At 69.3% G+C, this 14,458-nt stretch carries 10 protein-coding genes; 2 read left to right on the top strand and 8 right to left on the bottom strand.

Translation table 11 applies throughout. The features are described 5' to 3' along the window. Positions 1 to 228: 228 nt before the first annotated feature. Entirely contained in the window at positions 229 to 1,032 is an 804-nt protein-coding gene (locus tag ABZ453_RS08055) for an alpha/beta fold hydrolase (RefSeq protein ID WP_359012734.1), read from the top strand. A 30-nt stretch (positions 1,033 to 1,062) separates the two neighbouring features. Here the strand turns inward: ABZ453_RS08055 and ABZ453_RS08050 are convergent, their stop codons facing one another. Beyond that, positions 1,063 to 3,828 (bottom strand): AAA family ATPase, encoded by a 2,766-nt coding sequence (locus ABZ453_RS08050; RefSeq protein ID WP_359012732.1) that lies wholly within the window; start codon positions 3,826 to 3,828, stop codon positions 1,063 to 1,065. Between the two features lie 460 nt (positions 3,829 to 4,288). Between ABZ453_RS08050 and ABZ453_RS08045 the strand changes: the two genes are divergently transcribed. Continuing rightward, the gene (locus tag ABZ453_RS08045) at positions 4,289 to 5,263 is read left to right on the top strand and encodes a zinc-binding alcohol dehydrogenase (RefSeq protein ID WP_359012730.1); all 975 of its coding nucleotides are present in this window, start codon (positions 4,289 to 4,291) and stop codon (positions 5,261 to 5,263) included. Positions 5,264 to 5,525: 262 nt separating this feature from the next. Here ABZ453_RS08045 and ABZ453_RS08040 read toward each other — a convergent pair whose 3' ends face one another. The 7 genes from ABZ453_RS08040 to ABZ453_RS08010 all read right to left on the bottom strand — a co-directional run bounded on the left by ABZ453_RS08040 (position 5,526) and on the right by ABZ453_RS08010 (position 14,333). After that, a complete protein-coding gene (locus ABZ453_RS08040; RefSeq protein WP_359012728.1) occupies positions 5,526 to 8,606 on the bottom strand; it encodes an SAV_2336 N-terminal domain-related protein in 3,081 nt (1,026 codons plus the stop codon). After that, positions 8,603 to 9,595 carry a MoxR family ATPase gene (locus ABZ453_RS08035; protein ID WP_359012726.1) on the bottom strand — a complete coding sequence of 331 codons (993 nt, stop codon included), beginning with the start codon at positions 9,593 to 9,595 and terminating at the stop codon, positions 8,603 to 8,605. Before ABZ453_RS08035 ends, ABZ453_RS08040 begins: the two co-directional genes overlap by 4 nt. Then, the gene (locus ABZ453_RS08030) at positions 9,592 to 11,532 is read right to left on the bottom strand and encodes a VMAP-related conflict system protein (protein WP_359012724.1); all 1,941 of its coding nucleotides are present in this window, start codon (positions 11,530 to 11,532) and stop codon (positions 9,592 to 9,594) included. Before ABZ453_RS08030 ends, ABZ453_RS08035 begins: the two co-directional genes overlap by 4 nt. 5 nt (positions 11,533 to 11,537) lie before the next feature. After that, positions 11,538 to 11,894: a CU044_2847 family protein gene (locus ABZ453_RS08025; protein ID WP_359012722.1), complete on the bottom strand. Its 357-nt coding sequence runs from the start codon at positions 11,892 to 11,894 to the stop codon at positions 11,538 to 11,540. Between the two features lie 419 nt (positions 11,895 to 12,313). After that, positions 12,314 to 12,634, bottom strand: coding sequence for a hypothetical protein (locus ABZ453_RS08020; protein WP_359012720.1), 321 nt, complete (start codon positions 12,632 to 12,634; stop codon positions 12,314 to 12,316). A gap of 125 nt (positions 12,635 to 12,759) precedes the next feature. Further along, complete coding sequence (locus ABZ453_RS08015) at positions 12,760 to 13,620, bottom strand: hypothetical protein (protein ID WP_359012718.1); 861 nt, start codon at positions 13,618 to 13,620, stop codon at positions 12,760 to 12,762. Further along, positions 13,617 to 14,333, bottom strand: coding sequence for a ParA family protein (locus ABZ453_RS08010; protein ID WP_359012716.1), 717 nt, complete (start codon positions 14,331 to 14,333; stop codon positions 13,617 to 13,619). The genes ABZ453_RS08015 and ABZ453_RS08010 overlap by 4 nt, the downstream gene beginning before the upstream one ends. Positions 14,334 to 14,458 lie beyond the last annotated feature (125 nt).

Here is a 14,458-nt window from a genome sequence, read left to right as displayed (position 1 = left end):
CACCGTCGTCGACGGTGAAAAGCGTGACCGGTGCCCGACAGGTGGACCGCTTTCAGGCTGGGAGCAGCCTGCGCGACGTGGTCCCGGAAGCTGGGTCCGGGCCCTCGGGGGCCGTGGGCGGCCGACATTAAGTCATTCGACTGTCGCCCCCGACCTGCGCCTCCACGATCCTGGAACCGTCGCCCGTGCGTCGGTGCAGGGCGGTCGTCGTGCTCGGAGGAACCAGCCGTGAACCGTACTCCCGTCGTCTTCATCCATGGCGCGTGGCTGCACGCGCTTTCCTGGGAGTCATGGGCCGAGCGGTTCGCCAGTCGCGGCTTCCTCGTCTTCACACCGGGCTGGCCGGGGGAGGCGTACGTCGCCCGGGAGGTCCGCGCGTCCTGCTCCGAGGTGCTCGCGGGTATCGGCCTGGACACACTCACCGACCACTACGCACACATCGTGCGCTCCTTCGACACCGCACCGGTGATCGTCGGGCACTCGGTCGGCGGGCTGATCGCGCAGCATCTCATCGGCGCCAACCTCGGGCGGGCCGCCGTGGCCATCGCACCCGCGCCGGTCAACGACGTTCCGCTGCCCGCACCCCCGGCCCGGCTGTGGACCCCTGGCCGGGACAACAGCGACAGCGGGCTGGTGTCGCTGTCACCGGCCGGGTTCCACCAGGCTTTCGCGAACACCGTCGGTACGGAGGAGGCCGCCCGGCTGTTCGAGCGCTACGCAGTGCCGGCCCCTCGCCGGCTGCTCGCCGACCTTGGATGCGCGGGCGCCGCGCGCAGCCCGCGTGCCGTCGCGGACGTCAACAACACGGACCGCGGACCGCTCCTGCTGATCTCCGGCCAGGAGGACCTGCTCGTGCCCGACGCCGTCACCCGCGCCGTGTACAAGCAGTACGGCGACTCCACCGCCGTGACCGATCTGAAGCAGTTCGCCGACCGGGCCCACTCCCTGGTCATCGACAGCGGATGGCGGGGCGTCGCCGACCACGTGCTCGGCTGGCTCGACGATCGAGGGCTGCACGCCTACTCCGCGTAGCGCGCGCCCCGGCGGCGCGGGACGGTGACGTCATACGGTCCGGTTGTCGGGCACCTTGGCGAGTGCGTCGCGGAGGGCGGCGCGTGAGGTGATGCCGAGTTTGGGGAACACACGGTAAAGGTGTGAGCTGACGGTGCGGGGGGAGAGGTGCATCCGTTCGCCGATCTCCTTGTTGGTCAGGCCGCCTGCCGCGAGTTCGGCAATTCGCCGTTCCTGCCAGGTCAGATCGGTGAGCTGGAGGGATATGGCGCGTGTGGCCATGCCTGACGCGCGGAGTTCGGCGCGGGCTCGCTCGGTCCAGGTGCGGGCGCCCAGTCGTTCGAACGTCTGGGCGGCGAGGGTGAGCGGGTGGCGGGCTGCTTTGGGCCCTTGGGTGTGTCGGATGCGGGTGCCGTGGGCGAGGCGGATGCGGGCGAGTTCGTAGGGGAAGTGGGTGGCGTGGGGGTGGGTTTCGGCTTGGTGGTAGTGGTGGTGGGCTTGGGTGGGGTCGGCGGTGGTGAGGGCGAGGGCGCCGTGGGTGAGGAGGGCGAGGCGGGGGGAGATGTCGGGGAGGTTGGCTTCCCGGGCGGCGAGGGCGTGGGTGCGGGCTTGTTCGGTGCGGCCGGTGTGGAGGGCTGCTTCGACGAGGTCGAGGAGGGTGCGGGGGGCTTGGTGGGCGTAGGGGGTGAAGGCGCCGGGGGGTGTGATGCCGATGGCGTGGAGGTAGGCGGCTTCGTAGTCGCCTTCGGTGAGGGCGGCGGTGGTGCCGATGGTGTCGGTGATCTGGGTGAGGAAGCCGATGCCGCGGGGGCGGGCCCAGGTGTCGACGGTGGCTTGGAGGGTGCGGGCGAGTTCGAGGTCGCCGCGCAGGGCGGCGAGCAGTCCCAGATACGCCCGGCTGTGATGGGCGAACAGCACGTTCCGGTGCGAGGTCGTCAGCTCCAGGCAGCGTTGTCCGGTGCGCTCGGCCTCTTTCCACTCACCGACCGCGATCTGGTCGAGCATGATCAGGTGCAGCATCGTCGTGCCGATGACCATGGCTCCCGTCTCCACCTCGCGGTCCACGATGCGCTGGAGATGCGGCCGGAACTGGCTGAGCGTGTCGACGTGGTAGGCGGCGACGCCCAGTCTGCTGACGTCCCAGGGTTCGAGGTTACGGAGGTCCGTGAAGGCCCGCTCCACCCGCCGGTGCACTCCGGTGCCGCGCCGTACCACGTCGCCCCAGGCATCCTGGTAGATCCGGGACAACGGGGGCACCAGATCGCCCAGGGAGTCCAGGAGCTCGTGCGCCTGCTCCCATCCGGTCTGGTCGCCAGCGTACTGGCTGATGGCCAGCAGCAGGTTCACCAGGCGCGTGAGCGTCTCGTCGGACTCCCGCTGCCCGCTGTCGCGGATGCTCCCGACCGCCGTCAGGACCTGGCGCTGCGAGGACCGTACGTCCCCGTCCTCGTACAGCGCCATGTAGGCCGAGGTGACCACCGCGGCCAGGGACTCCGGTCTCCCGGACGTGCCGTCCGAGCGGACCAGTTGTTGTGCCTGGTCGAGGAGACCGGCGTGTCCGGCTATGAAGGCCGCGTCGCCGATCCGGCGTGAGCGCTCCTCACGGTCCTCGCTCAGCTCTGCGGCCCGGGTCAGCCAGGCCACGGCGGCCAGCGCGCCACCACGCCGGGTCGCCGACTCCGCCGCGCTCTCCAGCACGAGCGCCACCCCCTCGTCCGGGTCCACCGTCGAGGCGGCCAGATGCGTGGCCCGCCGCTCCACGTCGTCCTGGTGCACCCTTGCCAGATGTGCGTGCGCCAGTCGCCGCTCGTTCGGGGTCGCCATCTGGACCACCGTCGAGCGCACCAGCGGATGCCGGAAGACGTAGTCCCCGCTGACCGGGTCGACACCCAGCAGGCCCGCCGTCACGGCCCCGTCCGCGTCGCGCATCCGGTAGCGACCGCGCGCGGGCGTGGCCGCCGTTCCCGCTCCGACGCCGTCCAGAGCACCACGCAACAACTCGCCCCGCACAGCCAGGCCGAGGGATTCGATGCGCGCGCCGTACACCTGCTGAAGGCGCTGCGGAAGGGTGATGCCGACATACCCGAGGACTTCCTCGGTCGTGTGTTCCGCTCGGCCGCCGCGTACGTGCGGGGGCAGTTCCAGCAGTGCCAGCGGGTTTCCCTGGGCCTCTTCGAGGACCAGTCGGCGGACGTGCGGTTCCAGTCCTGGGTGGTGCAGGTCCAGTAGTTGTTCGGAGGCCTTCTCCGACAGTGTGGTCACCGTCAGCCCGGTCAGGGCGGCCGTGTCGAAGCCCGAGGGCACGTCGTGGCGCAGGCCGACGACGAGCTTGACCGAGCTGCCGGTCAGCCGGCGCCCCACGAAACCGCACACCTCGGTGCTGGACGCGTCGAACCACTGGCCGTCATCGAGCACCAGCAGCAGGGGTTTCTGCGACGCCGCGAGGGAGAGCAGGTCGAGGACGGCGATGCCGAGGGTCATGACGGAGGGCGGCGCGCTCTGGCCACCTCGGCCGAAGACGACGTCGAAGACCGTGCGGTGCTGGTCGTCCAGCTGGTCGATGTAGGCGAGCAGCGGGTACAGGAACTGGTGCAGACCGGCGTACGGCAGCTCCGACTCCGCCTCGACCCCGGCCGCCCTGATGACCCGGTGCTCCCCGGCCGCCGCGAGCTCGGCGACGTGTTCCAGCAGCGCGCTCTTGCCGACGCCGGTGTCCCCGCGCAGGACGAGAACCCGTCCCCCGGGGTCCGCCACGAGATCCGACAACACCTCCTGCTCGCTCTCGCGGCCGACCATTGTCCCGACGATCGACTCCACTGTCCCCCACTCCCTTCACCGCTGGACCAGCCCGGCCGGGCCACACCCTCCCCGCGTCCGTGCGCACGGATCACCGGGCGTCATGGCGAGCGGGACGCGGTTCACCGCCCCGATCGAGGGTGTGCCATGTCGCGGGCCGCACACCGGCACCTCGGGTACGGAATTGGCGCGGCGGGACGCGACCCGTCGCCCATCAGGTGCGGCCCCGTTGCCGGTGGACGGCGGCAGCTGCGACCGCCGACCGTTCCACCCTCACACCTCAGGCAGAAGAGTAGATGCCCCGGGGGGTTTCGTCACTTGCTATGGCCGAAAATGTTCTTGTTGTGCGACCACTCACCCCAGGCGGGGCGGTCGGAGGAGGCCCGGGACGGACTCAGGATCTCCTGCCGAGTGTGTACCTTCTGCGGTGCGACATGTTTCGTCGACCCGAGAACCCCGATACCTCTGGAGGAACACCGCGATGAGCCGCTCCGCCCGCGCGTTCTGGCTGAGCTCCCCGAACCAGGGCGAGATACGTGACGTCACACTTCCGGAACCCGGCGAGGGCGAGATCGTGGTGCGCACACTCTGGTCGGGTGTGAGCCGCGGGACCGAGGCACTGGTGTTCCGCGGCCAGGTGCCTCGCAGCCAGTGGGATGTGATGCGGGCACCGTTCCAGGAAGGCGACTTCCCCGCCCCGGTGAAGTACGGCTACCTCAACGTCGGCGTCGTGGAGGAGGGCCCTGCCCGCCTGAGCGGCCGCACGGTCTTCTCCCTGTACCCGCACCAGACCCGCTACGTCGTTCCCGCGAGCGCGGTGACCCCGCTGCCCGATGGTGTTCCCGCCGGGCGTGCCGTCCTCGCAGGCACCGTCGAGACCGCCGTGAACGCCCTATGGGACGCGGGGCCCCTGATCGGCGACCGGATCGCGGTGGTCGGCGGCGGCATGGTCGGCTGCTCGGTGGCGGCCCTGCTGGCACGGTTCCCGGGCGTCCGGGTACAGCTGGTGGACGCCGACCCGGGCCGGGCCACGACCGCCGCCGCGCTCGGCGTCGAGTTCGCCGCCCCCGAGGAGGCGCACGTGGATTGCGACCTGGTCGTGCACGCCAGCGCCACCGACCAGGGCCTCGCCCGGTCACTGGAACTGCTCAGGGCGGAGGGCACGGTGATCGACCTGAGCTGGTACGGCGACCGGCGGGTCACCCTGCCGCTCGGCGAGGGCTTCCACTCCCGCCGGCTCACCATCCGCAGCAGCCAGGTCGGCACCGTCTCACCCGCCCGCGCCCAGCGCAGCTACGCGGACCGGCTCGCGCTGGCCCTCGAACTCCTCGCCGATCCCGCGCTGGACGCCCTGATCACCAGCGAGAGCCGGTTCGAGGACCTGCCCGCCGTCATGCCGGGCCTCGCTAGGGGCGACATCCCCGCCCTGTGCCATCGCATCCGCTACGAGGACTGACCGGCCGGTCCATGGCTGGGACATACCCAAGGCCGCCTGATACGCCTATGTGACACGTGTCGGCCGTGGCCAACGGCCCGAGGAGGGCGGGGAACGGTGCGGTCACTGCACCAGGCGGCTGTGAGCGTACCCCAGGGCCAAGGCCGCCTGTCGGGTTGGTGTTCTGCTTCTTGTACGGCGAGGGCGTGTACGGGACGACTGCGTCATACGCGGGTCCTGGCGACGGCCGACATGCCGCGATGGTGCCCCGCCTCCGCTCGGACTACGAGACCGGGGCGGGTGGGCCGGGCTTGCGCTCGGGATCGTCGAAGAGGACTGCCAGGTGGCGGCCGACCTGTCTGTCCCATTCTTCCGGACCCGCTACCAGGGCCTCGCGGCGCCATTTGGTGACTTGCTTCATCAGGCCGTCGGGGCTGAGGTCCTGCACGATCTCGTGGACTGCTTCGCGGAAGGCGTCGTCCGTGCGGCCTCGCCGGTCCCAGATCACGACCGGTACACCGGCCCGCAGCCCGGCGAGCAGCTCGCGGCGGCCGGTGCCCGCATCACCGCCGGGCGGCTCGCTGAGCACCAGGCAGACCGCCCGGGGGTCCTCCCTGAGTTCGCGCTCCAGACGGAAGAAGTACGCGTCGTCGCCCTCCGGATGGCTCCAGTGGGCATAGTTCTCCCCCGGCCGCTCCTTCAGCTGATCCCACTTGTTGTGCCAGGCACGGTGCCAGGCGGCCCGCTGCAGCCGCTCCAAGCTGCGCAGCACCACCGGATAGTCCAGGACCAACGGGACGGGGTAGGTGGAGTCGGCCTCCTTGCACCACCACTCGACCGGCTCGTTGAGCAGCTCCCACGGCAGGACGAACTCGAGGATCACCGGCTGCCGCAGATCGGCCCACCGTCCCTCGACCCGCTCCATCAGCTGGTCCACCGCAATCGGCAGCTCCGCTTGGGCCAGGTGGACGGTCTCGCCGACCACGGGATGCCAGCCCTCGCGGTCGGACTGGAGCCAGTGCGAGAGGTAGTAGCGGTCCGGATCGATCCGGTCCGGCTCGAGTTGGATGAGCACATAAGCGGGCACAAGGGACGGCGCCGACTGCGGGACGTACGCCTGTTGCCAGTCCGTCAGCCGGTCGGTCACGCCCAGGTCCATGGCTTGCCTGCGGTTGAAGCGGCGTAGGAGTTCGGCGGCTTCCGTCTGCCCCTCTGCCACCAGTCGGCCGGCGGACAGCGCGAGGAACGCCATGCAAGGCGGGAGTTCGCTGGCCGGGCTATTTTCACCGGCCAGCCACAGGAAGACCTGCCATCCGGTCTCGCACCGCGGAGGCAGTTCCCGGACCCGTGACCGGCTGGCGTGCCGAGCCATTGCTGTCAATCCATCGGGTCCCATTGCCTGCAGGACCGGCTGAAGCGGCTGCAGGTCGGCGTAGTCGAAAAATTCGGCTGCCTCCCACTCGTCCACGAGCGACCACAGTGCGTTGACCGTCACCGACGGCTGCTCCACGTACTCCAGGCTCCGCACCACGCCAAAGAGCCCGCCCGGCTGCTCGGCGGAAGTGCTTACCACCTTCAGCAGCCAGACACGCAGGGGCTCATCGCGGTAAGGCTCGACGGGCACGTCGAGTTCGGCCATCAACATCTCGCGCCAGAGGTTTCGGGAGGCGCCATGTCGCATCGTGTCGGAGGACTGGAGCACGTCCACGATTCTGCCGACCAGCCACTGGCGCACACGTCTTGGATTGCCTTTGTCCCAGGCTGGAACCGGTCCTGGCTCGGCGTCCTGGTCGTTCGGCGATGGCTCGTGGTGCGGATCGGGGCGGGAGGGGAGTGAGGGGTCGCGCAGGGTGATCTCCGCGAAGGGTGGGCTGGGGGTGGACAGTGTGACACTGCCTCGGCCGGAGGGCAGCATGGCAAAGGCCTGTGTGTCCCGGGCGTCGCCGGCGTGGGCTGCCAGATAGGTGGAGACCTCTTCGTACACGCGGCGGGTGTCGGAGTGTCGCACGGTGCTGCGCAGGACGTCGCGGACTCCGTCGACGAAGTCGTATTCGGGGCTGAGGGAGTCCTGGTGGGTGCGGTGGAGGAGACCGCCGAGGAGAACCTCGGCCAGGTGGGCGGGTCGGGACTCGGGGAGCATGACGTGCTGGACGAGCCGCATGACGGGCAGCGTGAGGCGGACGGTGGCCAGGCAGCCGGCGAGGCGGTAGGCCTGAGGGGACGCGTGGGCGCGAAAGGCACGGACCAGGCTCAGTGGTTCATCGGACGGGGCGTCGGCAGAGATGGTGTCGCGGTCGAGTCCGGCGGCGGCATCACGGGTGGCGCTCGTCATCGTGACGACTGCCGGGACTCCGCCGGGGGCGGTGGCGGTGATCAAGCCGGTCCAGAGACTGAGCCACGAGGGGTCGAGTTCGAGGACGGGCACCGGCATGCCTGCCAGAGGTCCACGCATCAGACCAGAGCTGTCGGGCCAGGCTGTGCGCAGATACGAGTTGGGGAGACCGGGTGCGTCCGTGTGCAGGCGGATCTGTTCCAGACGTAGTCCGGTGCGGCGCCACAGCCGTTGCGGGAGGGGCTGGATCACCGCCAGTGGTCCGCCTTGCCCCCACAGTTCGAGGAGGCTATCGGCGCGGCCGTCGTGCCAGAGAGCTGATACGCAGTCGCTGATGCACCAGATGGCCTGCCGGCCCGTCGGATCGACGATTTCTCGGGGACTGTGGAGTGCGCTCGTGGGTATCGCCTGTGGATGCAGGCCGGTTGATCCGTCGGAGGCGGTGTGCAGGTGCCAGAGGCGGATGTCGCGGAAAGCGCCCGTGCGTTGCAGCAGGGCTGTCAGCTCGCTCACAAGGGAGTGCCAGACGGCCATGGTGGGTCCCGTCTCCACGATCAGGGCGAGACTGAGCCAGCGTTCGGGCTCGGGACGGGTCGCGGGGAGGAACAGCCTTTCTTCGGCGCAGCGTTCAGCGGTGGCGCTCTCGTCGAGGAGCACGCGGTGGCGGGAGGGAACCCGGCGCTTGAGCGGACGCAGGGCTCGTAGGAGGTTGAGCTCGTGGGGGAGTGCCGGGGCGTCGGCCACGCGGACGGGGACAGCACAAACCGAGCTTGGGCCGACCGCTGTGGCAGCAGCGGTCGTGGGGGCGTGCACAGTGGCGGGCGTGGGCGGATGCGCCGACCGGGGTGCACGGCGGGCCGGGGCGCGTTCACTCTTGCCGGGGGCGGGCAGGCGTCCGGGTCCTTGTGTGCTCGTACTCGCCGACTGAGCGATGTGCGTGGCCAGCCACAGCGCCTCCGCTGCCTCGCGAGCAGTGAGTTCGAATCCGACTCCCTCAAGGGCGGTGAGGATGCGGTCGAAGTCGGGATTCATGTAGCTGAAGGGGGTAGGTGGCCAAGGAGCCGTTGGGCGAGCTGTTCTCGGTCGCCGCCGCCGCGGGCGGCGTGGAAGGTGAGGTACAGGGCGTTGAGCAGGTGGTCGGTGGCCAGATCGCTTGCGTCTCGTCGGCGCAGGAACTCCGTCACCAAGGCGTCGGCCTCGTCGCTGATCTCCGGGGCGAGCCGGGCTTCGACTATCCCCATCAGTTCGTCGCGGTTCGGGGGCAGGATCTGCAAGGGAACGCAACGGCGCAGGAAGGCCGGTGGGAACTCCCGTTCCTGGTTACTGGTGAGCACGACGAACGGGAAGGCCCGGCAGCGCACCCGTCCATCGTGCACGACGATGCCGTCAGGGCTGCGGTCGGCGGTGGACATGCTGACTTCGGCCTGTTCGCCCCGCGCGGCGCGCTCGAGTTCCGGGATGGTGAACTCGCCCTCCTCGAATACATGGAGCAGGTCGTTGGGGAGGTCGATGTCGCTCTTGTCGATCTCGTCGATGAGCAGGACACGCGGGCGCTCGCGTGGCAGCAGGGCGGTGCCGAGCGGGCCGAGGGTGATGTAGCGGCCGATGTCCGTTTCGGCCTCGTGTTGTTCCCTGGCCGTTGAGACGTCGTGGAGGCGACGGATGGCGTCGTAGGCGTAGAGCCCGTCTTTCAGCGTGGTTCGGCTGGTGATGGGCCAGCGGAGTACCGGGCCCAGGCTCAGTTCGTGGGCGACGGCCAGGGCCAGGGTGGACTTGCCGACACCAGGCTTGCCAGTGACTAGCAGGGGACGGCGGAGGTACAGGGCTGCGTTGACGAGGTCGAGAATCTCCGGGTCGGCCTGGTAGAACGAGGCGCGCTTGATGTCGACGGGTGACCATTCGGGCAGTGCGGATGTGATGGGGGGACCGCCGTCGAAGGCTCGCCAGGACTGCGGTGGAGGGAGCTGGGTGATCCCGTCATGAGGCGTGTTGTCTCCTCGGAAAATCCTCCAGTCGGTCAATTCGCGTGCCTTCCTTGGGACTTGTCATCGGGGATCCGCAGGGCGGGGCCGTCGATCGGCAGCTTGCGCTTCGCGTCGTCCCACAGCAGTACGACCTTCTCCCCGCAGTGGCCGGGTGCGGTGGCCGCATCGACGCGCAGCTTCCTGATTAGTTTCGGCAGGTCGCTGAAACTGCTACGGGCGAGTTCCGCGGCGAATTCATCGCGAAAGGCCGAACCGGCGCACGCCTCGGAAGGAGCGTCGGACACGGCAGTGAGTGCTCTGCCCTGGCCCGGCGCCTGGCGAAGGCGGCACCGCACGGAGCAGCCGGCACGTGTCCACACGGCTACGGGGATGCCGGCGTACAGCGCCGTCTCCAGCACATGCTGACGCGCCGTGGCGTCCGGGCTGAAGGGAAGCGCCAGCACGGACAGATCGGGCTGCTGTTGCAGCCAAGCGAAGAACTCCTTCGGGCGTAGGTCCCTGCGGCAGTCCACCCAATCCATCGCCGTGTCGACGTGGGGGCCGTGGGACAGCCGTTGCCACCTCGTGATCCAGGACGGGTACGTTTCCGGTTTCCGGTCCAGTGCGCGCAGCACCACCGGGTATTGCCAGCTGACCGGCGCCCACGCCTGGGACAGATACCAGGTGTCGACATCGACGGCGCTCAACTTGGCGGTCGGCAGGGCGAATTCAATGAGCAGGTCACTGCTGATCTCCGCAAGGTCCCTGATGGCCGAAGGGACCACGGCCCGGAACTGCTCCTGCGCCTCGTCGAGCGTCAGAGGCTGGTCGTCACACAGGACCGGGTAAGGGGGCTCACCCTTCATCACATCGGGGTACTTCCACACCCGCAGGAAGTAGTGGTCGCCGTCCGGGGTCTGCGTGTCCAGGTGCACGCTGATCGCCGCGACACGGTTGGTGCCGGCCGCGGACAGCACGGCTGTGGGAGGCGGCGCGGGCACACCCAGCCGCCGGGCCACCAGGTCGAGCAAACCTGTGAGAGGGTCCGCGTCCTGCGGACAAGCCGCATCGGTGACCTGCCGGATGAACAGCAGCAGGGGATGCGGCCCGTTCAGCATGGCCGGGGCGTCCGCAACCTCCCTCAGCGCGTCAGCCATGCTGTCGAGGCGACCGGGTGACTCGCCGTAGTCACGGTGGACCGAGCGCCAGTACAAGGCGGCGGGTGCCAGACCGGAGCGTTGCGCCGCATGCAGTAGTGTTTTTTCCTCGCGCAGCGAAAGTACGGTCCCCGGCTGGTGCTCGGGCTGGAGCGCCGCGCGCAGCCGCCAGAGCTCGGGGTCGAGCGAGCTGGGGGCCTTGTTGGCTTCCCACAGCTCAGGAAACGTGTGCCGCACCGCGGACATGGCGAGGGCCAGGCCGCCCATGTCGAGGTTCTCCCGGCGGGAGGTCGTGACGATCCCGCAGACCTCACCGCGCTCCAGGTCGAGCAGCGGTCCGCCCGACTTTCCCGGGGCCAGCTCACCGTCCTTCAGCTGGAGCACGGTCTGGTCGGCACCGTGGAATTGCGGCCCCTCGTACGACACCGCGGTGACGCCCAGCCGGGAGGTCTGCTCGTAGACCGCGCTGTAGCCGACGGCGTGCAGGTGCTGTCCCAGACGCGGCGGCCCTTCGGCCATCCGGATCCATGGGTGGTCCGACACCGGCTCGTCCAGTGTGATCACCGCCAGGTCCGGGGGTCTCCACAGGCCCTTGCCGCGGTGGGCGGGCGGCACCGCAACCACTGATCCCTCAGCGTGGCCGCCCAGCCAGGTCACCCTGGCGCGCGCGGCGGTCGCCCGGCTGCCACCCCTGGCCGGCAGTGCGACGACATGCGCGCAGGTGACGACGAGGCCACGGCCGGCGAAGAAGCCGCTGCCTCCGCGGAGGTCTGGACCGCTGACCTGAACCACGAAACCGCCCAGCAGATCGAGGAGTTCACGCGCACTGGTGTCCACCCGCGTCACCGGCTGCCGGAAACCGAACCGTTCTGCCACTCCAGGCGTACACGCAACGTGGCCTTGGCCTCCCCGCCGACCAGCAGGCACACCAGCTGTGAACCCTTCAGGGCGAACTCGAGCCCGAACTCGGTCTCCACCACATCGGGTCGCACCGACTGGAGGGCATCCTGCACCGTGGTCGCCACCCCCTGCACCGCGGCGCTCACCGCGGTGAATGAGAGGGCCTCGCGAAGCCCGATGTTCGTCGGCCCACCGTCATGGTGATCCATCTCGTCACCGACGGCCCACACCGGCAACGCACGTACCAACAGCGTGCCGCCGTCGGGCAGTTCCAGCTCGACGACCTCCGCATCCTTCATCGTTCGCCCCCCCGTATGCGCGCCGTCGTGCGGAGAGCCATCGTGGCACGAACCGTTCCCGCGGCGGCCCTAGTTCGACAGAATCCGAAACGGCCGCGCAGTGCGCCGCGGGGCTTCGCCTCCGACAACCCGGTCATGGTGCCGCTGACAAACGCGATGCCGGCGGCCTGCCTCGGGACCTCACGTGTGCTGGTCCGCCGTGCGAGCGGCAGCCGCTCCGGGCGGCTGTTGATCATCGCTGTCCACGGACCTGCGCAAGGCCGCGCTGGAGGTTCTGGGTGATGGTGGTCGTGCAGATCACCGAGGCCCGGCTCGCTTCCGCCATCGTGGCACACGCCTCACGACCGTCGCAGCGAAAGAACGCTGATCAACCGCCGTGCCCCAGCCATGTCCTATTGACGGTTTGCCCGGCTCTAGGTCTATTGGCGTGTTGCTCTTCCTCCCTTGGGCGGAGTGAGGTTGGGCGGGTAGCCCTTGGTGCGGAGCCAGATGTCGAGGGCGACGGTGACGATGTCGCCGTGAGGTGTGCCATGGTCGGCGCTGTAACGTCGGATGCGTCGCTGGAGTTGAAGGACTTCGGGGACGGCGTAGTTGAGTTGCCGGCGTTTGGTGTGCCGGTTGCTGATGACGTCCAGCGTGTCCGGGTGCGGCGTGAGAGCGTCGTCGGTTGGCTGGAGTTCGGTGTCTAGCGCGTCGGCGATTTCACGCAGTAGGCGCGCGTGATGGGAGTGTTGAGGCACGAGAGCTGCTCCGGTTGGTCCTTCTAGGCGGATAGCTATCCGCCTATTGGGCTATTGGAATAGTCGGCAGGAGGGGCGGCCGCGCCCTGGCGTGGTTGCGGCCGCCTTGTGCCCTGCAGTGGTGTTCAGAAGCCGCGGGCGGTGAGCCATTCGTCCAGGGCGACGGAGACGATGTCGCCGATGGGCAAGTGATCGAGTTCGTTGTCCAGCGCGAAGCGCTTGATCCGCTTCTTGAGCTTCAGGGCAGCGGGAACCGATGAGTCGAGACTCTCGCGGGCGATGAGGCGCTGGTTGAGAACGACGGCGACCTCGGGAACGTCCTTGGGACGGCCAGAGCCGTGCGGGTACGGCGCACCCTCGCTGGGCGCCTCCTGCCGTCGAGTGTGCTGTTCCTGGCGAGCCTCCGGAGTGTCGGTCTTCACGGGGAATGCCGTACCGCCTGCCGCCGGGGGAGCGGCAGGGCGAATGGCCACCTCGGCGGCAGAAGCCACACCCGGAGCCGTGGATGTCATGTGAGATGGCCCGTTGATCGAAGTGTGCTCGGCCAGCTGTGTGGGCTGCTGGGGCGCACGTATCGCAGGCTCGACGGCCAGCACCCCCAGCGGTAGCTGTCGCTCCGTTGGCATCCCAGCGGACTCGGCCCCAGCCTCGGGCGTGTCGACGGCGGGGTGCGGTGGCTGACTGGCGGTCGGCTCAGAGACAGGGGCGCTCGGCGAGGTCTCGATGGTCGGTTGGGTGGACGTCGGCGGATCTTCGGGGACCGTGTTGGTCCGGCTTCGTGTCGCACCGTCGACCGGATCGGTGGAAGGTGCGGGCTGACCCTGCGGCTCGCCCGCAGTGGGGCGGTCTTGGCGCTGCTTGATTGCCTGTTCGGCGGCGTACTGCTCGGGGGTGAGCTCGGCGGCCGGGGGAGGGGCTGTCTTCTTGGTTCCGCCCAAGGTACGGCCGCCTGTGCGGCGGGCAGGGGGCTTCATGCGTTCGGTCATGCTGCCGTCAGCTCCTTCATGAGTTTGGCGTACTCGCTCAGTTCGGTCGGGATCTCGCCGAAGGCCTCCATGTAGTGCACCCAGGAGTGGATGGCGGTCTCGGCGAGCGGGAAGGCCTCGTCGCGGTCCGGGCCGATGCCCTCGCCCTCGGCGGGGTCGAGGAGCTGGTCCTTCGCCCGGCTGGGCAGGCTGGTGCGGTCGTCGGCCTTGACCATGACCACATGGGCGGTGACGCCGTGGGTGTTGCGGGCGGCGGCGCGTTCGGCCTCGTCGAATGTGGCCACGAGCTTGCGGCGCTCGATCTTGGTGGGGGCGACCGGTACGAGCAGCAGGTTCGCCTCGGTGACGGCCTCGTGGAAGATGCGGGCGCTGCCGCCGCCGGCGTCGACGACGATCGCGCCGAACTCGGCGCGCTTGGTGCGGATGTAGTCGGCGATGTCGTCGAACGGGTACCGCTCGACGATCAGGTTGGCGGGGATGTCGAAGTCGGCGGCCTGGGCGACCTTGAACCAGTCGTAGGCGGACTGGCTGGTGGCGTCGGCGTCCAGCAGCAGTGTGGGCAGGCCGAGGACGACGGCGTAGTAGAGGGCGATGAACCAGGCGGAGGTGGGCTTGCCGGTGCCGCCCTTGAGCATGCCGACGACGATCACGAACGCGTCCCAGACGTGTTCTGTGGCCGCGGCCAGGGTCTTGTGGCGGGTGTTCTCGTTCACGTGTGCTTGATCTCCTGAAACGGGAAGGGGTGTTGTTTGGCGCGCGCATCGGCGAGCGGCCGACGACGGGGGCGCCCGTGCTGCCCTGTGGCAGCCGGAATGGCACACGGCCGCCTTCTTGATCT

The sequence above is a fragment of the Streptomyces sp. NPDC005799 genome, from assembly GCF_040630525.1.
Lineage (GTDB): Bacteria > Actinomycetota > Actinomycetes > Streptomycetales > Streptomycetaceae > Streptomyces > Streptomyces griseorubiginosus_B.
Note: the sequence above shows the minus strand (reverse complement) of the source record. Positions and strands in the feature narration are given on the sequence as shown.